Source organism: Lacinutrix gracilariae (assembly GCF_042684485.1).
Lineage (GTDB): Bacteria > Bacteroidota > Bacteroidia > Flavobacteriales > Flavobacteriaceae > Oceanihabitans > Oceanihabitans gracilariae.
Genome location: NZ_JBHULM010000007.1, coordinates 507,648 through 527,865 on the forward strand (window position 1 = coordinate 507,648; position 20,218 = coordinate 527,865).

17 protein-coding genes and 1 other RNA gene are annotated in these 20,218 nt (G+C 30.1%); 12 read left to right on the forward strand and 6 right to left on the reverse strand.

All coding sequences use genetic code 11. The features are described 5' to 3' along the window. The first annotated feature begins 139 nt into the window (after window positions 1–139). A complete protein-coding gene (locus tag ACFSSB_RS05205; protein WP_379901701.1) occupies window positions 140–652 on the forward strand; it encodes a VOC family protein in 513 nt (170 codons plus the stop codon). Between the two features lie 277 nt (window positions 653–929). On the opposite strand, the gene ACFSSB_RS05210 is transcribed toward ACFSSB_RS05205, so the two are convergent. Next, the gene (locus tag ACFSSB_RS05210; RefSeq protein WP_379901703.1) at window positions 930–2,159 is read right to left on the reverse strand and encodes a peroxiredoxin family protein; all 1,230 of its coding nucleotides are present in this window, start codon (window positions 2,157–2,159) and stop codon (window positions 930–932) included. A gap of 297 nt (window positions 2,160–2,456) precedes the next feature. Here ACFSSB_RS05210 and pheT point away from each other — a divergent pair, with 297 nt between their 5' ends. Continuing rightward, a complete protein-coding gene (gene pheT / locus ACFSSB_RS05215; protein ID WP_379901705.1) occupies window positions 2,457–4,883 on the forward strand; it encodes a phenylalanine--tRNA ligase subunit beta in 2,427 nt (808 codons plus the stop codon). A gap of 81 nt (window positions 4,884–4,964) precedes the next feature. Here the strand turns inward: pheT and ACFSSB_RS05220 are convergent, their stop codons facing one another. Further along, window positions 4,965–5,159, reverse strand: coding sequence for a cold-shock protein (locus tag ACFSSB_RS05220; RefSeq protein ID WP_215966397.1), 195 nt, complete (start codon window positions 5,157–5,159; stop codon window positions 4,965–4,967). Window positions 5,160–5,347: 188 nt separating this feature from the next. On the opposite strand from ACFSSB_RS05220, the gene ACFSSB_RS05225 reads away from it, so the two are divergent. Beyond that, window positions 5,348–5,602, forward strand: a complete 255-nt coding sequence (locus ACFSSB_RS05225) for a DUF2007 domain-containing protein (RefSeq protein WP_379901708.1) — start codon at window positions 5,348–5,350, stop codon at window positions 5,600–5,602. Window positions 5,603–5,697: 95 nt separating this feature from the next. Here ACFSSB_RS05225 and ACFSSB_RS05230 read toward each other — a convergent pair whose 3' ends face one another. Next, the gene (locus ACFSSB_RS05230; RefSeq protein ID WP_379901710.1) at window positions 5,698–7,314 is read right to left on the reverse strand and encodes an ABC-F family ATP-binding cassette domain-containing protein; all 1,617 of its coding nucleotides are present in this window, start codon (window positions 7,312–7,314) and stop codon (window positions 5,698–5,700) included. A gap of 380 nt (window positions 7,315–7,694) precedes the next feature. Between ACFSSB_RS05230 and ACFSSB_RS05235 the strand changes: the two genes are divergently transcribed. The 3 genes from ACFSSB_RS05235 to ACFSSB_RS05245 all read left to right on the forward strand — a co-directional run bounded on the left by ACFSSB_RS05235 (window position 7,695) and on the right by ACFSSB_RS05245 (window position 10,569). Continuing rightward, the gene (locus tag ACFSSB_RS05235; protein ID WP_379901712.1) at window positions 7,695–9,128 is read left to right on the forward strand and encodes a TlpA family protein disulfide reductase; all 1,434 of its coding nucleotides are present in this window, start codon (window positions 7,695–7,697) and stop codon (window positions 9,126–9,128) included. Between the two features lie 51 nt (window positions 9,129–9,179). Beyond that, complete coding sequence (locus ACFSSB_RS05240) at window positions 9,180–9,761, forward strand: pentapeptide repeat-containing protein (RefSeq protein WP_379901714.1); 582 nt, start codon at window positions 9,180–9,182, stop codon at window positions 9,759–9,761. Between the two features lie 193 nt (window positions 9,762–9,954). Beyond that, complete coding sequence (locus tag ACFSSB_RS05245) at window positions 9,955–10,569, forward strand: SGNH/GDSL hydrolase family protein (RefSeq protein WP_379901716.1); 615 nt, start codon at window positions 9,955–9,957, stop codon at window positions 10,567–10,569. 68 nt (window positions 10,570–10,637) lie between these two features. Here the strand turns inward: ACFSSB_RS05245 and ACFSSB_RS05250 are convergent, their stop codons facing one another. The 3 genes from ACFSSB_RS05250 to ffs all read right to left on the reverse strand — a co-directional run bounded on the left by ACFSSB_RS05250 (window position 10,638) and on the right by ffs (window position 14,141). Next, on the reverse strand, window positions 10,638–13,070 hold the full coding sequence (locus ACFSSB_RS05250; protein ID WP_379901718.1) for a T9SS type B sorting domain-containing protein: 2,433 nt from the start codon (window positions 13,068–13,070) through the stop codon (window positions 10,638–10,640). Between the two features lie 26 nt (window positions 13,071–13,096). Further along, complete coding sequence (locus ACFSSB_RS05255; RefSeq protein WP_379901720.1) at window positions 13,097–13,900, reverse strand: SDR family oxidoreductase; 804 nt, start codon at window positions 13,898–13,900, stop codon at window positions 13,097–13,099. Between the two features lie 142 nt (window positions 13,901–14,042). Continuing rightward, window positions 14,043–14,141: signal recognition particle sRNA small type (ffs, locus tag ACFSSB_RS05260), an RNA gene on the reverse strand. 87 nt (window positions 14,142–14,228) lie between these two features. On the opposite strand from ffs, the gene ACFSSB_RS05265 reads away from it, so the two are divergent. The 6 genes from ACFSSB_RS05265 to ACFSSB_RS05290 all read left to right on the forward strand — a co-directional run bounded on the left by ACFSSB_RS05265 (window position 14,229) and on the right by ACFSSB_RS05290 (window position 20,134). After that, window positions 14,229–15,263: a glutaminyl-peptide cyclotransferase gene (locus tag ACFSSB_RS05265; protein WP_379901722.1), complete on the forward strand. Its 1,035-nt coding sequence runs from the start codon at window positions 14,229–14,231 to the stop codon at window positions 15,261–15,263. 1 nt (window position 15,264) lies between these two features. After that, the gene (locus ACFSSB_RS05270) at window positions 15,265–15,654 is read left to right on the forward strand and encodes an acyl-CoA thioesterase (RefSeq protein WP_379901724.1); all 390 of its coding nucleotides are present in this window, start codon (window positions 15,265–15,267) and stop codon (window positions 15,652–15,654) included. Between the two features lie 564 nt (window positions 15,655–16,218). Then, window positions 16,219–16,608, forward strand: a complete 390-nt coding sequence (locus tag ACFSSB_RS05275; RefSeq protein WP_379901726.1) for an acyl-CoA thioesterase — start codon at window positions 16,219–16,221, stop codon at window positions 16,606–16,608. A gap of 82 nt (window positions 16,609–16,690) precedes the next feature. Next, the gene (locus ACFSSB_RS05280) at window positions 16,691–18,244 is read left to right on the forward strand and encodes a hypothetical protein (RefSeq protein ID WP_379901728.1); all 1,554 of its coding nucleotides are present in this window, start codon (window positions 16,691–16,693) and stop codon (window positions 18,242–18,244) included. A 38-nt stretch (window positions 18,245–18,282) separates the two neighbouring features. Beyond that, window positions 18,283–18,825, forward strand: coding sequence for a TPM domain-containing protein (locus ACFSSB_RS05285; protein ID WP_379901731.1), 543 nt, complete (start codon window positions 18,283–18,285; stop codon window positions 18,823–18,825). Between the two features lie 163 nt (window positions 18,826–18,988). Next, window positions 18,989–20,134, forward strand: a complete 1,146-nt coding sequence (locus tag ACFSSB_RS05290; protein WP_379901733.1) for an alpha/beta hydrolase-fold protein — start codon at window positions 18,989–18,991, stop codon at window positions 20,132–20,134. The last annotated feature ends 84 nt before the right edge of the window (window positions 20,135–20,218 follow it).

Below are 20,218 nucleotides of genomic sequence, written 5' to 3' on the forward strand. Positions count from 1 at the left end.
ATCAATTTCTTTATTCAAAACTTAATTTATATTTATTTAATAATCAGCAATTTACTCGTTTTGGTAACTATACTACTTTTTAGTAAGTTATTGCCTAATAGGCAAATATAGATTATTTTTGTAATCTAAATTAAAAACTATGACAAAGAATAAAGATTATCCAAAATCCTTTTCACATATCGGAATCACAGTTCCAGACATTAAAAAAGCGGTAGAATTCTACTCTGAAGTAATGGGATGGTATGTAATTATGGAGCCTTCAACAGTAAAAAAAGAAACAGAAACTGCTATTGGCCAAATGTGTATTGATGTTTTTGGTAACGACTGGGAAACCTTCGAAATAGCACATTTAGCTACTTCTGATGGTGTTGGTGTAGAATTATTTTCTTTTCCTAACGGAATTAAAGAAGCTCCTGAATTTAATCCTTTTAACACAGGCCTTTTTCATTTTTGCGTTCAAGACCCAAATATTGAAGACTTAATTGATAAAATTGTTGCTTATGGCGGAAAACAAAGAATGCCAATTAGAGAATATTACCCTAAAGACAAACCTTTTAAAATGTGTTATGTTGAAGATCCTTTTGGGATTGTTTTTGAAATTTACACACACAGTTATGAGTTAACTTACTCTTCTGGTGCTTACGCTAAATAACCGTTTATATAACTAAACATGAATTAAAAATGTGCTTCTAAAAAAAATAGAAGCACATTTTTTATATACGACACCAACAAAAACACAATCAATTAATAATCAATGTTAAAGCAATTCTTTTATTAAAGTAAAACTTCAATATTAATCAAAGGCTTTTCGTTTGTGAAAAATGCTTTTTTAAAAAGAAAAAAACATCTTTAGTTTCATTAAACAACTTATAATATAGAACTAAAAAAAGTGCAAAAATATAGCTTCACCTCTTTCGTGTAGCAAAAAATTATTCCTCTAACAAACTACCAACAAAGGTTTCAAAATCCTTTTTAAAAGTGGTAAATTTTTCACCTGTTGCAGGACCATTAAACCCTGTATGTATTTTTCTAACTATTCCTTTTTTATCTATAAAAATAGTAGTAGGATAACTCAATACATGATTTAACATTGGTAATTTTTCTTGTGCTTTACTTTTGTTAGATGTTCCTGTTTGCGCCAAAAGAATAGGATATTCTATACCTATACGCTCTTGCAACCTATTGATGTTTTTAAATGCTGCTTCTTTAGTTTTTACATACTCAAAAGCCAATGCTACAATCTCTAATCCTTTATCTTTATTTGCTTTATAGTATTCTGCATAGTACTTACTCTCATCTAAACAATTAGGACACCAAGTTCCCATAATTTGCACTAAAACTACTTTATCTTTAAAACGTTTATCTCCTAAAGAAACCATGTTATTACTAGCATCTGGAAAAGAAAAAGCCATTTTATCATATCCTTCTTTTAAAAAGGTTAAACCATTAGCATCTGGTAGCTCATACGCATCATTTCGCTTGGCAACAAAAGGTTCTACCCAATGGTTTCCAGAATAAAAAGTACCAATCATTGTAGAGTCTGTAACTGTTGCTGTAAAAAGAAAAGCATGTGCACCATCAAAAGTAGAAAGCTTCATCTGGTCTCCATCAACAACACCTTCTAGGTATCTATAATCTCCTGTTGTTGTTAAAAAAGTCCCTGCAACTTTACTTCCAGTTTGTTTAAAAACACCTTTAGCTATATACTTATCCTCCTCGCTTTCTGGACTAAATATGGTTTCCCAGTTTCCTGTCACTTCACTTTCAGGCTTTTTATTAGTTGTAAATCTTGTTTCCTTTTTTTCTGCAGTAAAAGGCACTACTCTATTTAAATCTGGTTTTAGAAAGTTTCCTATTAATCTATTTTTCTCCGCTAATTTTGCGGCTAAATATCCTTGAAAAACTGGTGTTTTAATAAAAATAGAATCTTGTTTATACGTGATTTCATCTACTTTTATAATCTCTTCAGCATTATAAATTTCTAAATGCGTAGCATCTAAAACTTTAAACGTAAAAGGCAGTACTACAGAATCATTTACTTGTAACTCTGCTCTATAATTTCCTGCTTCTAGAGCAATATTGTTCTTTTCTAACTTCTCTTTCTTCTGGTTACAAGAAAAACAAAGCGCTATTAGTAATACTAAAATTAATTTATGCATGTTGAATTTTATTAGCTATTAAAAGTTAAAGGAATATAAAAAGACACTATAAAACAACAATATTTTAAACAAGTTAAAAAAAACATTTCAAGCGCTATACCATAGAATTCCTTAAAAACAATGGAGAAACAAATGCTGTTGCATGCTTTTGTTCTTATAATTATAACAAAAATCAAGAATAAAACAGCAATAAAAAAGCCTGCTTATAAAGGTTATTTAAAAATGTACAAAATTTAAAACATTGCTTGAATGCTAACTGCTTTATTTTATCTTTGCAATTCAATTTTAACGAAGGCAATGAAAATATCATACAACTGGATAAAACAGTTTATAAAAACCGATTGGACAGCATTACAAACCGAAGAATTACTTACAGACTTAGGTTTAGAGGTAGAAGGCATTACACCATATGAATCTGTAAAAGGAGGATTAAAAGGTGTTGTTGTTGGAGAAGTACTTACTTGTGTACAACACCCAAACGCAGACAGACTTAAAATTACAACGGTTAATATAGGCGCAGAAGCTCCTGTACAAATAGTTTGTGGCGCACCTAATGTTGCTGCTGGACAAAAAGTTCCTGTTGCTACTATTGGCACCACACTATATACAGAAGAAGGAGAATCATGGACCATTAAAAAAGGGAAAATTCGTGGCGAAGAAAGCTTTGGAATGATTTGCGCAGAAGACGAACTTGGTTTAGGAAAATCTCACGATGGTATTATGGTTTTAGCCGAAGATACTGTTGTTGGTACTGCTGCTTCAGAACTTTTTAACATTGAAAACGACGAAGTTTTTGAAATTGGCTTAACTCCTAACAGAGCAGATGCTATGAGCCACTTTGGTACTGCAAGAGACCTAAAAGCTGGATTTTTACAAAAAGATATTAATGTAGAACTTATTACACCTTCTGTAAGTGCTTTTCATGTAGATAACAGAACGCTTAAAATAGATGTAGATGTTCAAAATAAAGAATTAGCACCAAGATATTGTGGTGTTACTATTTCTGGTTTAAAGGTTGCAGAATCTCCAGAATGGTTAAAAAACAGATTAAAATCTATTGGCTTAACTCCAAAAAACAACGTAGTAGACGTTACCAATTATGTTCTTCATGAACTTGGTCAACCGCTTCACGCTTTTGATACCGCAAAAATTGCAGGAAACAAAATTGAAGTAAAAACCGTTGCTGCTGGAACTAAATTCACAACGCTTGATGAAGTAGAAAGAGAACTACATGAAGATGATTTAATGATTTGCGATGCCGAGAAACCTATGTGTATTGCAGGTGTTTTTGGAGGCATTACCTCTGGAGTTACAGAACACACTACAAGCATCTTTTTAGAAAGTGCTTATTTTAATCCTGTAAGCATACGTAAAACAGCAAAACGCCATGCTTTAAACACAGATGCCTCTTTTAGATTTGAAAGAGGAATTGATCCAAACATTACAGAATACGCTTTAAAACGCGCAACTTTATTAATTTTAGAGCTTTGTGGAGGAGAAATTACAAGTGATGTGATTGATGCATACCCAAATAAAATTAAAGACTTTGAAGTACGCTTAAGTTTTGAAAATGCTAAAAAGTTAATTGGTCAAGAAATACCAAAAGAAACCATTAAACGCATTTTAACTTCTTTAGAAATTAAGGTTAACAATGTAACCGAAACAGGATTAGGTTTAACCGTTCCTGCTTATAGAAATGATGTACAACGCGAAGCAGATATCATTGAAGAAATTTTACGTGTTTATGGATATAATAACATCGAGTTTACTAATAAACTTAATGCTTCTATATCAAACTCTTCAAAATTTGAAGATCATAAATTACAAAACGTTGTAGGTAACCAATTAGTAGCACAAGGATTTTTTGAAATGCTTGCCAACTCACTAACTACTCCAGACTACATTAAATTAGACGAGCAGTTAAAAGAAGAACACAATATAACCATGCTTAACCCATTAAGTAATGATTTATCAGTAATGAGACAATCTTTATTATTTTCTGGTTTAGAAGCACTTTCTTATAACATTAATAGAAAACGTAGCAATGTGAAGTTTTTTGAATTCGGAAAAACATACCACAACTACAACGAAACTAGAGAAGAGCATAAACACCTTACTCTTTTAGCAACTGGTAACAGAACTGCTGAAGCATGGAACGGACTTAACAAACCTAGTGAGTTCTTTTATTTTAAAGGAATTATAAAGAGTACACTAGAACGTTTAGGTATTACTAGATTTAAAGAAACACCTGCTAAAGAAGCTATTTTTAGCGAAGGATTAACTTTAGCTTTAGGAAAAAACAAACTAGTAAGTTTTGGTTTAGTTAAAAAGAATATTTTAAAACATTTTGGAATTAGCCAAGAAGTACTTTTTGCTGATTTTAATTGGGATAATATTTTAGAAGTAGCAAAACACAACAAAATTAAGTTTACAGAAATACCTAAATACCCAGAAGTACGTAGAGATTTTGCTTTACTTTTAGATGAAGCTGTTTCTTTTGAATCTATTCACACTATTGCAAAACAAACCGAGAAACAACTTTTAAAAGAAGTAAATTTATTTGATGTTTACCAAGGTAAAAACTTACCTAAAGGTAAAAAGAGTTATGCAGTTAGCTTTACGTTGCAAGACGCAAACAAAACGCTAACAGACAAACAAATAGATAAAATAATGAAAAAGCTACAAGCTAATTTTGAAAGACAACTTGGAGCCGAACTAAGATAAATCAAGTAAAACTTGATGAAGTACAACAAAAAAGCCTTTTCAATTATGAAAAGGCTTTTGTTTTTTAAAGAAATGTAATATTTAGTCTACTACTTTTACGTTTATAGCGTTTAATCCTTTTCTTCCTTCTGTAAGTTCAAATTCTACAACATCTCCTTCTCTAATCTCATCGATTAAACCTGAAATGTGTACAAAATGTTCTTTGTTTGTGTCGTCTTCTACAATAAATCCAAATCCTTTAGAATCATTGAAAAATTTTACTGTTCCTTTACTCATTGTAATAAAATGTTGATTTTGTTATTAAACAAATATAACTAATTAAATGTTCTTTTGTGTTTTTAGATATATTTTTTAAAATAATAATTAACTAAACGCTTATTATTCAAGCAACAAAGGCACATAAAAAACGATATCAAACTGTTAATTACTATAAATTTGCTCCTTTTTTTTGTATATTTAGAAGAATGCTAAAAACAAATACTATGGAAGAATCTAATTATATAAAAGTCTTTACAGGAAATTTTATTATTACACAATTAATGGTTGATAAGCTAGATGCTGTTGGTATAAGTGCAATAATTAAAGATGAATCTGAATCTGGTAGATTAGGAGGTTTTGGTACTTTTAATCAAGGCACTCAAGAACTTTATGTAAATAAAGACGAGTTAGAAACAGCAATACCAATTATTGAAAGTATTACTGCAGAAATGAAGGCTTAAAAACCCATTCATTATTTGTTATGATTATTTACAATAAAAAAATCCTGAAGTATAAACTACTTCAGGATTTTTTTTATCTAATATATCAATATTTTTTATTGATACATTTTATCACGTAAGTCCTTAATTTTAGAATCTTGCATATACTCATCAAAAGTAGTATATCTATCTATAATTCCGTTAGGTGTTAGCTCTACTACTCTATTTGCTACAGTTTGCGCAAACTCGTGATCATGTGTAGAAAACAAGACAGTACCTTTAAAGTTTTTAAGAGAGTTATTAAATGCTGTAATACTTTCTAAATCTAAATGGTTTGTAGGTTCATCTAACATTAAAACATTAGCTCTAACCATCATCATTCTAGATAGCATACAACGCACTTTTTCTCCTCCAGAAAGTACGTTTGATTTTTTTAGCGCTTCTTCACCACTAAAAATCATTTTACCCAGAAAACCTCTAATAAAAACTTCTTCTCTTTCTTCTTCTGTAGTTGCCCATTGACGTAACCAATCTACTAAAGTTAAATCGTTTTTAAAGAATTCACTATTATCTAATGGTAAATAAGATTGTGTAGTAGTAACTCCCCAAGCAAATTTTCCTGCATCTGCTTGTTCTTTATTATTTATAATTTGATAAAATGCTGTAGTAGCTCTAGAGTCTCTAGAAAATACTACTACTTTATCTCCTTTATTTAAATTTAAATCAATGTTTTTAAACAGTGTTTCTCCTTCAATAGAAGCTGCTAAACCTTCTACGTTTAATATTTGATCTCCTGCTTCTCTATCTCTTTCAAAAATAATTGCTGGATATCTTCTACTAGAACGTTTAATATCTTCAATATTAAGTTTATCAATCATTTTCTTTCTACTGGTTGCTTGTTTTGATTTTGCAACGTTGGCAGAGAATCTTCTAATAAACTCTTCTAATTCTTTCTTTTTCTCTTCTGCTTTCTTGTTTTGTTGCGCATGTTGTCTTGCAGCTAGTTGTGAAGACTCATACCAGAAGGTATAATTACCTGAGAAATGATTAATTTTTCCGAAGTCAATATCCGAAATATGCGTACAAACAGAATCTAAAAAGTGTCTATCGTGAGATACTACAATTACACAATTGTCATAATTAGCAAGAAAGTTTTCTAACCAAGTAATTGTTTCGTAATCTAAATCATTGGTAGGCTCATCCATAATTAAAACATCCGGATTACCAAACAAAGCCTGTGCTAATAACACACGTACTTTTTGTTTACCATCTAGATCTTTCATTAAGGTATAATGAACATCTTCTTTAATTCCTAGATTAGAAAGCATGGCAGCAGCATCGCTTTCTGCATTCCAACCATTCATTTCTTCAAATTTCACCTGAAGTTCACCAATTTTTTCTGCATTTTCATCGGTATAGTCTGCATATAATGCATCTATTTCAGATTTAATTCTATAAAGTTCTTTATTTCCTTTTAAAACGGTATCTAAAACCGTGTCTTCATCGTGTTTATTATGGTCTTGCTCTAAAACAGACATACGTTTACCTGCTTCTAAGCTTATATGCCCAGAAGTTGGCTCTTGTTTTCCTGCAATAATTTTTAAAAAGGTAGATTTCCCTGCTCCATTGGCACCAATAATACCATAGCAATTTCCGTTATTAAAAGTGGTATTTACTTCATCAAAAAGAATGCGTTTTCCAAATTGAACCGAAAGATTAGATACTGATAACATATATGTTTTTTAATTTATACACCAACACTTTTGCCTTGGCGAATGAGTTTGCAAAAGTAAAAAATTCATTGCATAAGACGAAACTTACTAAACTAAATTATTAGTCTATTTATCAAGGATAAAATACCACCTAGTAATCAACTGCCTTTTTTCTTGTAAAAACCAGCTTAAACCCCTTTTGTGCCTTGTTTTAAGCTAAAGTCTATCCTCTTAAATTTTTAAATTTATTATAAAACCTTATCATTTTAAAAGTTAGAAGCGTGTTAAATAACGTTTTCAATATATAAATGATAACAACTTTTAACACTGAATTAACAAGAGGTTCTATTTGCAAGGTCTATTTTTGTTATATAAGCTTTATTTCAATTTTAAACCCAATTATGCGATTTTTACTACCTATATTATTATTAACTCTTACTCTTTTTTCGTGCAAAAAAAATGTTGCTATAAATACAGAGGAAACAGCATATATTGGAGGTGAAATAATAAATCCTATTGACAGACAGGTTGTTATATACAAAGAAAATAAAGTTTTAGACACCATACTACTAGACAATAAAAATAGGTTTTTATACAAAATAGAACAGGTTGAAGATGGCTTATATACTTTTAAATTAAAATCTCAGTTTGGTGAAGAATTTCAATTAGCATTATTAGAGCCTAAGGATAGTGTAATGATAAGGTTAAATACTATAGATTTTGACGAGTCTTTAGTATATACAGGAAAAGGTGCTAAAAAAAATAATTACCTTATTAATATGTTTCTTGAAAACGAAGCAGAAAATGATAAAATATTAAACTATTGCCAGCTAGAACCTAAAGCTTTTGAAAATAAAATAGATTCTATTAAAGAGCTTAAATTAAAAAGGCTAAATACATTTATTGAAAAAAATGCTACATCTGCATTGTTTAAACAAATTGCTATTGGCAATATTAACTACAGTTACTACTTGAGCAAAGAAATTTATCCGTTTGCTTATTATGGCGATAACGAAATTAAAAATTTACAATCTTTACCAGATGATTTTTATAAGTACAGAAAGCATATAAATTATAATAACACCACGCTTAAAGAATACTTTACCTATAAAACTTTTTTAAGATATCACATTAAAAACTTAGCCCTTTCTGAGCATTTAAAAAAATCTAAAGACACAGTATTAAACAGAAACTCTTTCTGTTATAATTTAGATAAACTAAAGTTAATTGACAGTTTAATTACAGATGAGGATATTAAAAACCCATTATTAAGCATCTCTTCTATTAACTACATTAACAATGCAAAAAACATCAAGCAATTAGATACTTTTCTAGAATTTTACTACTCAAAAAGTACAGATGAAAAAGATAAAAACCACATTAAAAAATTAGCACATTCTTTAAAACAACTAGAAATAGGAAACCCAATACCTAATGTTACTTTAGTTAATTATAAAAATAAAGAAATACCTTTAAAAAAATTAATCAACAAACCTACCGCTTTATATTTTTGGTCTAAAGACTATAAATCACACTTAAAAGAAAGCCACTCTAAGGTAAATGAATTGACTTTAAAATATCCTGAAGTAAACTTTATCTCTATTAATATAGATGATACTAACATAAGAGATAATAGCAGAATTTTAAAACAATATGATTTTACTTCTAAAAACGAATATAAGTTTACAAACCCTAGAAAGGCGAAAGAAATTTTAGCCATTAGCCCAATAATAAAGGTTATGTTAATTGATAGAAAAGGAAAAATTATTGATCCGCATACCAACTTATTTTCTATCTCTTTTGAACAGCAAATACTAGGTTTATTAAACCAATAGTGTTTTTTTTTACATGGTAGTTATGCTAGCGGAAAGAAACATTGAAATTAAATGAAGGAGCAGTTTATAGAAGAAAAAACATTTAAAAAAAAGGACTTTTCAGAAAATGGTCTTGAAAAAGGCGAATATGAATTATGCTCTTTTTTAAATTGTAATTTCTCTAATTCTGATTTATCTAAAATTAGGTTTATAGACTGCGAATTTTATGACTGTAATTTAAGCTCAGCACATATTTTACAAACAGGATTTCAAAATGTACTTTTTAAAGATTGTAAAATGCTAGGTTTACAATTTGATAAGTGTAACGAATTTGCATTTTTTATAGAAGTTGACAAATGCCAATTAAATCATTCGTCATTTTTTAAACGAAAACTTTCAAAAATTGCATTTAACAAAACCAAACTTCAGGAAGTCGATTTTACAGAATGTAACTTGAGTTCAGCTGTTTTTAACGATTGTGATTTACAAAATGCAATATTTAAAAACACAAACTTACAAAATGCGGATTTTAGAAGTTCTACTAATTTCACCATTGATCCTGAAAATAATATAATTAAAGGAGCTAAATTTACTTTAGATACTGTAGTTGGACTCTTAACAAAATATAATATCAAAATAGAACCTAACTTTTAGAATATACTCGAAATTAGTACTTGTTGAAAAGGTTAAACACAACGCTGATAAGACAATGTTAACATAAAACAACAGCTTATAACTTACCTAAGAATAAACTCTTACGGAATTAGTTCTTTTTTTCTAAATTAGTTGCTTAAACAAGCCACTAACCACACACAAATACATTAGCAATAATCAAAGCTCTAAAAATATGACGAAATCATTTTTATTGATTTTTACATTCCTATTTACTTACACTAGTATATTTAGTCAACAAGAATTAAATGCCAATTCAGACTTTAATATTTTATTTATTGGTAACAGTCTAACTTTTACCAACAACTTACCACTGCTTGTTAAACAGCATGCAAAGCAAAAAGGAATAGAGATTACTACAAAAACGATCGCTTTTCCAAACTATGCCATAGAAGATCATTGGAATGATGGACAAATACAAAAACTAATTTCTAGTAATAATTTTGACTATGTCATTATACAACAAGGACCTTCATCACAAAAAGATGGTAGAAAAATGCTTATTAAATACGGAAAAAAGCTCTATAGCTTATGTAAAATAAACAAAGCCCAATTATGCTACTTTATGGTTTGGCCTTCTTTAAACTACTACCATACATTTGATGATGTAATAAAAAATCATGAAGACGCAGCTTCCATCAATCATTCTATTTTATTACCTGTTGGTAAAATATGGAAAGACTATATAGATGCTAATCAAAATATAGATTACTACAGTGCTGATGGATTTCATCCTTCCATAAAAGGAAGCACAATTACAGCAAAAATAATTGTAGAACATTTATTTTAATAATACAACCTACTGTTTACACTAGCTTAAAGACTTACTATTAGCATTAGACAATAGAATAAAATCTTTTAACGTTTAAGTGTAAAATGGGCTGAAAACTCCTTTTGAGTATTACTCAATGGCTCTATATATTCTACGGTAAACCAATAATCTGAACTTGGCATTGCTTCACCTTGAAAGGTTCCGTCCCAACCAAGACTAGAAGTGGTTAATTGTTTTATAAGTTTTCCGTATCTATCATAAATAGTAACTTTTACACCTCCTTGATTTTTAACACCAAGTATATTCCAAGTATCATTATAACCATCATTATTTGGTGTAAATACTTTAGGATAATTAATTATTGGCACTTCATACTCTAGCACTTCACAATTATAAACGTCTCTAACTTTTACAATATAATCTCCTCCTAAAACATTTTCAAAAACTGGTGAATATTGCCAATAGCCTTCATATAAACTATACTCATAAAAACCAACACCTGTAACGGTTACCACTAGCATACTGTTTTCTGAAAAAGCATCTGTTAATACTTCTGCCGAAATAGTTTCTGGAGGATAAGACGAAACAACTTCTGTAGTATCTACATAAGTACAACCAGAAATTATATTAGTAACTTCAACAGTATAAAAACCAACAGAAGTTGCATTATAAGAAGATTGCGTAGCACCTACAATACTATTAGCAGCCAATACTTCTTGACCTTCATACCATTGAAAAGTATATTCTGTTTCACTTAACTCGGTGTCTATAGGTGCAGTTTGTAATGCAGGATCTGTTTCTACAGCTGCCAAAACACTATCATCTGCTGCTAAACAAATAAGGTACTGCTCCTCTAATTGAACAACTAGCAATGGATGTACAATAAGCGTAACAGGAACTACTTGAAAACATTCGTTAGTTACAGGTTGTACTCTAACATAAATTATTTGTGTATCTGCAACAGTGTTATTATAATTTGTTGGTGTTGCAATGGTTGCTGCATTACCTAGTATTGCGTCATCTTCAACTTCGTAATAACTAAAATTATAATTTGCAGCAGGTAAACCATTTAATATATCTGTTTCTACTAATGTAACATCAAAAGTATTAAAACCATCAAAATCGTCATCACAAGCATGCAATTCTGAAGGATTCGCTTCGGTTAAAGAGTTAAAAACGTTAATATCAAAGCTTGTGGTAGCAAAGCAATAATTATAGGTATTGTCTTCTACTCTAACATAAATAGTTTCTAGTTGATAAGCATTTTGGTTTGTATAATCTGTAGTTATCGCATTATCATTATTATCTGCATCCTCTTGTGATAAATGATATGTTACTGTATACGCTGTAGCAGACTGTGTACCAAGAACGGTTTCGTTTAACAACTGAAAATTATAGGTATTAAAACCATCATTATTAGTATCACAAATAAACTGGTCTTCTACAGGATTAGCAATAGGGCTTTCTGTAAACTCAATAGTAATATCTGCTGTAGCAATACAAGTAGTACCATAAGCAACAGAAACACTATACTCTCCAGCTGTTGTAACATCTAAAGTACTATTGGTTTCTCCTACAATTTCAATGCCATTTCTAAACCATTTATGCGGAGCGGTTGTACTTGATATTTGCGTGTCTAAAGTATATGCTGTGTTACCACAAGCTGGATTTCCTGAAGCAAAGGTTACATCATCACCAAGATCTAAACCAAGGTTAAAACTACCAGCTTCGAGAAAAATAGCAGAATCATAAGCAGAATCTCCTTGATCTGCCACGACTATTTTAATTTCGTATACTTGATTAGGTGTTACCGCTGCATTTGCTGTTAAAACTTCTGTTCTTCCTCCATAATTAGTACTTCCAAGGTTATAACCTGCAAAATACGCTACATTTGCTCTACAAGCAGCTGCATCATTTATAGTAGTAACACTAACAGGTGTTCCGTCTGGTAAAACTGCCAGATTACTATAGGCTGTTGTTCCCACTTCTCTTAGCAAAAAAGCAAAACTATCTGAAAAAGTGCATTCTGTGCCTCCATCATACTCTTCAGAAGCCATTAAAAATCTAAAGTTAAATTGACTAGAGGTTGCTGTAAAGTTAAACTTAACAAAAGTAGCGTCACGTGTAGAGTTTTGTGATAATGCTGCTTCTAAATCTGCATCTCCTGGTAGGTTATTTCCAAAATCTGGATACGGATTATTCGTGTTTCTTATGTTACCAGCAGCATAAGCCCTTCCTGTTGTTAAAACTACTCCACTTTCAAAAGGAAAATTACTAGTAGCTGGTGTATTAAAATACCCATAACTTTTTGTTTGTAAATCTGATGGAGCTCCAAAAGCTTGTTCTGTAAAATCACTTATCTCTGCACAATCACTAGCTATTAAAACATCTTCAACTAATTGTTCTAAATCATAACTCGATGCTGCATTTGCTGCATCATTTATACTAATAATTTGAGCAAAACTAGTATATGCTAAGAGCATAAAGAATAATACAAAACTATTTTTATTTTTATTCATATCTTAATTATTGTACTATATCTCTATTATAATTTGTAATGATTTAACAACATTTTTTCATACACCTTATCTGGTAATACACGTTTTAAAACAATAGAAAATTTTTGAAGCAGCTCTCCTACTTTATAATGTATTTTTGGTTTTTCTGTATTCATTACTTTATATACTGCTTTTGCCATTAGTAATGGATCTTTACCTTCATCTACATGTTCATCCATTAATTTAAGAGTATTACCATAAGGAGTTTTGTATGGCGAATTTTCTTGTATTGGCGCATGAAAACGACCAGAAGCTATATTGGTAGCAAAATCTCCTGGTGCAATGTTAGTCATTTGTATATTAAAGTCTTTAATTTCCATTCTAAAAGCTTCCGTAACCAACTCTAAAGCACCTTTGCTTGCCGAGTAAATTCCTCTATACGGAAGTCCCATATATCCTGCAATAGATGTAATATTAATAATTAAACCAGATGCTTGCTTTCGCATTTGTGGTAAAACGGCCTTAATCACATTTATAGGTCCAAAAAAATTAGTTTCAAAATTTGCTTTAATTTCTGCCTCTGGTATCTCTTCAATAGGTCCAGTAATACCAACACCAGCATTATTAATAAGTACATCTATTCTACCTTCTGCAGCAACCACAGTAGAAACAGCTGTTGCTATAGTTTCTGGTTTAGTAACATCTAGAGCAATAATTTTAAAAGCATTTGAGGTGTAGTTTTTAGGGTTTCTACTTGTACCATAAACAGTATACCCTTTTTCTGTTAAAAATTCTCCAACAGATTTACCAATTCCTGAAGATCCTCCAGTAATTAAAACAACTTTAGACATATAAATAATATTAAAATGTAAATTTAATAATGAAAATGGGAAAAGCGCTATAAATTAAAAAAGATTTGCTCGTATTTCTACAAACAAATCTTCATATATAAGGATAAAATCTATTTTAAAAGATTTCATTTTAAGACATAAAAAAAGGCAAGCTACCTACATCACACTGCTACAACCATCTACCTTTGCTTCGTTCCCGACCTGGAGGATTCAACAGGAGCTAGTTGTGTAGGACTTGCCGAGTGCAAATATACAACCTTTTAAAATCTACGCAATGTTTTTTAAACTGAATTTTAATAAATATCTTGCATCAAACTTAAAATGTAAAATGAAAATATTCAAAATACTCACAATCATATTTTTAGCAACTTTTATAGTATCCTGCGGAAGCAATACTGGACAGAAAAAAAATGACTTTTCTATTGCTACAAATGCAAAAAACAATGCTTTTACCCTTGGAGAAGCATTAAATTTGACAATAAAAAATCCTAAAAACCACGAAATAACGTCAGTTAATTACACGCTTAATGGTACATCAATTTCTGAAAAATCGATTTTAAAAAACACAAAGCTTGGTGAACAAACCATTGAAGCCAATATTACCTTTGATGGAGAAACGCAAAGTATTTCACAAAAAATTACCGTTTTAAACAATACCTCTCCTAAAGTATATACTTATAAAATTATAAACGAATATCCTCACGATATTACCTCATACACACAAGGATTAGAGTTTTATAATGGAGAATTATACGAAAGCACAGGACAACATGGCGAATCTAAACTTAGAAAAGTAAACTATAAAACTGGTGAGGTTTTAAAAAATATAGATTTAGCACACGAGTATTTTGGTGAAGGTTTAACCATTTTAAACAATAAAATTTACCAGTTAACTTGGCAAAGCGGAACCGGTTTTGTGTATGATGTTGATACTTTTGAAAAAACAGGTAGTTTTAAATACAATAATAGTAAAGAAGGTTGGGGAATTTGCAATGATACCAAAACATTGTATAAAAGTGATGGAACAGAAAAAATATGGACCATTAACCCAGAAACATTAACCGAAGAAAGCTACATACAAGCATACCATAACCACGGAAAAGTTGTTGGATTAAACGAACTAGAATGGGTTAATGATAAAATATATGCCAATCGTTATCAAAAAAATGGCGTTGCAATTATAAATCCTACAAACGGAGCTATTGAAGGTGTTATCGATTTTTCGCCATTAAGAAAAAAGGTTACTCAACACCAAGGTTTAGATGTTTTAAATGGTATTGCATATAATCCTGAAACCAAAACACTTTTTATTACAGGAAAACGTTGGGATAAAATATTTGAGGTAGAAATTATTAAAGAATAATATGAAGCCCTTTGAAACTACTATAGTTGTTGATGAACATGATTTAGACGAATTAAATCATGTTAACAACGTACGTTATGTACAATGGGTTAATGATATTGCTAAATTAAACTGGAATACTGTAGCTACTTCTTCTATAAAAGAAAACTACTTTTGGGTTTTAATTTCACATCATATAGACTACAAACAAGCTGCATTATTAAATGATACAGTAGTAATAAAAACCTATGTTACAAAAGCACAAGGCGTAACTTCTACAAGAATTGTAGAAATGTTTAATAAAAACACCTCAAAATTATTAGCCAAATCAGAAACAAATTGGTGTTTAATTAGTAGAAAAACACAAAAACCTGCACGAATAACACCAGAAATAAATAGTTTGTTCTTTTAAAAAATCAATGCTGTACAAGTTTTATAAAACTGTTACCTATAGAAAATGCTTCTATACATAACTTTACAAAACTCAACTACCTGAAAAACAATTTTATATATAATAATGTATAACATCTAAAAAAATGGTTTTACATCTATTTTAATTTTTAGGAAGTAATCTCTTTACTATCTTTAAAAAAGCACTCTTTCCTTAGAGAGTCTCTTATTAATAGCAACATTTTACAAATTACAATATTAATTTAATACGCTATTAAATGGACTTTATGAAAACCTATGTTACAAAAGCACAAGGCGTAACTTCTACAAGAATTGTAGAAATGTTTAATAAAAACACCTCAAAATTATTAGCCAAATCAGAAACANTAAAACTCAACTGCCTGAAAAACAATTTTATACAGAATAATGTATAACATCTAAAAAAATGGTTTTACATCTATTTTAATTTTTAGGAAGTAATCTCTTTACTATCTTTAAAAAAGCACTCTTTCCTTAGAGAGTCTCTTATTAATAGCAACATTTTACAAATTACAATATTAATTTAATACGCTATTAAATGGACTTTATGAAAACCTTTGAATTTACGGTAACCGTTACTCAAGAAGATTTAGACGAACTAAACCATGTTAACAATATTAGATACATACAATGGATTCAAGATATTGCTAAAGCACATTGGCAAGAAATAGCAACCGAAGATATTTACAAAGCCTATTTTTGGGTAGTTCGCAGACATTTAGTAGACTATAAAGCCTCGGCACACTTACATGATCAAGTAAAAATAACCACCAAATTTATAAATTCATATGGTGCTACTGCCAAAAGCATTATAGAAATGCACAATAAAAGCACACAAAAACTACTCTTAAAAGCAGAAACCACTTGGTGTTTAATGCAAACGCGAACAAAAAGACCTACTCGTGTGCCTAAAGAAATTGATGAAATTTTAAAATAAATACTAAAACATCGTTTCAAAAGTTATATTTTTATGCATTTATGTGCAATTATATTTTTGCCTCACAATTCATTAAATATCTATGAAAAAGACACTATACTTTTTAACCTGTTTTGCCTTTCTTTTACTTTGGAGTTCTTGCAGAAAAGACTTTAACTTCTCTCCTAGCAACGGAAACCTTAGTTTTTCAAAAGACACAGTTTATTTAGATACCGTTTTTACAAACATTGGCTCTAGTACCTATAATTTAAAAGTATACAACAAAAGCAATGAAGCCATTAGCATATCTACTGTAAAATTGGCTTTAGGTGAAGATTCAGAATACCGATTAAATGTAGATGGTATTGCTGGAAAATCTTTTGAAAACGTAGAAATACTAGCAAAAGACAGTATGTACATTTTTATAGAAACTACCATAGACATAAACAATTTACCAAACTTAGATAATGAATTCCTCTATAATGATAAAATAGAGTTTGATGCAGGCAGCAACCTACAATCTGTAGAATTAGTAACCCTTGTTAAAGACGCTGTATTTATTTATCCTGATAAAGACAATACCACAGGAGTAGTTGAAACTTTAACCATAGATATTGGAGGTCAACAAATAGAAACCGATATTCAAGGTAGATATTTAGAACCAGAAGAATTAACCTTTACCAACCAAAAACCATATGTAATTTATGGCTATGCTGCTGTTCCCAACAACCAAACTTTAAACATTGAAGCTGGAGCAAGAGTACATTTTCATGCCAATTCTGGACTTTTAGTAGCAGAAGGAGCTTCACTACAAGTTAATGGAGCTAATAGCACAGATCAAGAAGTCTTAGAAAACCAAGTGATTTTTGAAGGAGACCGCTTAGAACCTGATTTTGCAGACGTACCAGGACAATGGGGAACCATTTGGTTACTTGACGGAAGCATTAACAACACCATAAATTATGCAACCATAAAAAATGCATCTGTGGGTATTTTATCTGAAGGAAATCCTGCAGAAGTAACAAACAAATTAACCATAACAAATTCGCAAATCTATAACGCTAGTAACTTTGGTGTTTTAGGAAGAAATACCTCTATTGAAGCTAATAATCTAGTAATTAACAATACAGGACAAACTAGTTTTGCTGGTACTTTAGGCGGAAAATATAATCTTACACACTGTACTATTGCTAATTATTGGAGCAATAGTTTTCGTCAATATCCTGCGCTTTTACTTAATAATTTTCAAGAAGCAGAAGATGCTACCTATTTAGCCGATTTAACCGAAGCTAATTTTAATAATTGTATTATTTACGGAAACGATAATCCTGAATTTATAATTGATGAAATAGAAGATGCTTCAGTAGTTTTCAATTTTAAATTTACAAACTGCTTAGCTCGATTTAACGATTCTGGAAATTCTTTTACTGGAGCAAATTATGATTTTGAAGATACTTCAAAATATGAAAACATGATTTTTAATCAAGATCCTGATTTTAGAGATTCTAGCGCTAATGATTTAATCATTGGTGAAGATTCTGCAGCAAACAATCAAGGAAATACCACTTTTTCTAGTCAAGTTCCTTTTGATATTCTAGGAGTTAACAGAACAGCTTCTCCAGACTTAGGCGCTTACCAACATATTACTTTTGAGTAATTAGTTTACATGTTAGTTGTACATAACATATCCTAAAAATGAAAATCGGAACTAAAATATTAATCCTATTTCTAACTTTAAACATGTTTTCCTGTATAGGAACTGCCCAAGAAACAGATACAAAAAACAACATTACCGAATTTGACTTCTCAACAATTGAAAAATTTAGAGAAACAAAACTTAAAGGTCAAATAGTAAACGATTATGACAGCATATTTAGTTCTTCACAACGCAAAGAACTATCTGATATTATCTTAGAATATAACGTTAAGACAACTCGACAAATAGTTGTTGTAACAATTGACAGTCTAAATCCCTATTCAGATATACAAAAAATGGCAACAGATTTAGGAAATTATTGGGGAGTTGGAACCGCAGAAAAAGATAATGGACTGATAATTTTACTATGTAAACCTTGCCAAAAAATAGGAATTGCAACTGGTTATGGAACAGAACGCTTTTTAACTGACGAAATATGTAATGAGGTAATTGATAAAACTATAATTCCTGAATTTAAAAACGGAGAGTTTTACGAAGGAATGAAAAATGGTGTGACTGAATTAATAGCAAAATGGAAATAAAAATCCTGTATACAACACCTTATATAATTAATTGCTTAACCAAAGCTCTCTATTAAAAAATTACTACTTCTGGCCTACTTGCTAAAATCTTAGCAGATTTTATATTTGGTTTTTATTTGCTAACTTAGTTTTTAATACACATTAGCAAACATCTAATACATCAATGAATAAAACATACCTTTTTTTTGTTTTAACCATTTTTATAGGTCCAATTTTATTTGCACAGCAATACAATGTGTATAAATCTAAAATTGACACCTCATTTGTATCTACATATTTGGGCTACAAAAAAAAGATTTCTATTACATTACCAGATGATTGGCAAAATAATAATCAAAAAAAATATCCGCTAATTGTAGTTTTTGATCAACAAAATAGCAGAAGTCACAACCATATAGTGCATACTATAGACTACTTAACTGCTGCAGAACAAATGCCTCGCTCTATCATTATAAGTATTACGTCTGAAAATTCTAAACGAATCTATGAAGCCAAAAGCCCTGTTTCTTCTAAAAGTGGAAAAGCAGATCTAAATGAAAAGTTCCTCTTTGAGGAAATTATACCTTTAGCAGAATCAAAATTCAAAGCAAGTACTTTTAGAATCTTGATTGGACATTCTTGGTATGGACACTTTACTACATCTATGTTTACCAAAAATATTGATAATTTATCTGCTGTAATAGCGCTAGACCCTTTTTTTAAACAGAAGAATGTTTCTTTAACAGATTCTATTTCAAAATTAAAGAAGCTTAAAATAAAACATACAAAATATTATCGCTATTCTATAGGTAAAGATTATCCTGAAGATTATAAAGAAATTGAAAACCTTAAAACAAATAATACAAACCCAAAAATTAACATTAAAGGTTCTTATTTTCCCAATGCGTTTCATCATGCTATTCCAGGATTAGGAATAGGACAAGCACTATATGAAATATTTGAATATTGGTCTGTTCAGCAATACACTTTTTTTAAACCCTCAAACAAGAACGTAAATGTATTTTCTGAATTAAAAAACAATATGATAAACCATTACGGAAATAACTTAGATTTTTCATTAGGCGTATTAAATGGTAAAGGTTGGAGTTTCTATAATGAAGAAGAATACATAAAAGCTATTGAAATCTGGAATGAACTTATTCATCAATATCCAAGTTTTTCTGAAGCATATCTTTATATTCTAGATGCGCAACAACAATTAAAACTGGATATTTCTAAAACCAAAATTAAATTTAAAGAGAGCTTACTGCTTTCTCAGTATTATTCTAAAGACGAAAAGAAAGAACTACTATCTGAATTAAAAGATTAAACCTAGTCATTAAGATGTATAATAAAAAAGCCTACTAAACAGTAGGCTTTTTTTCTTCCGCGAAAGCGAATTTATTTTTACAAG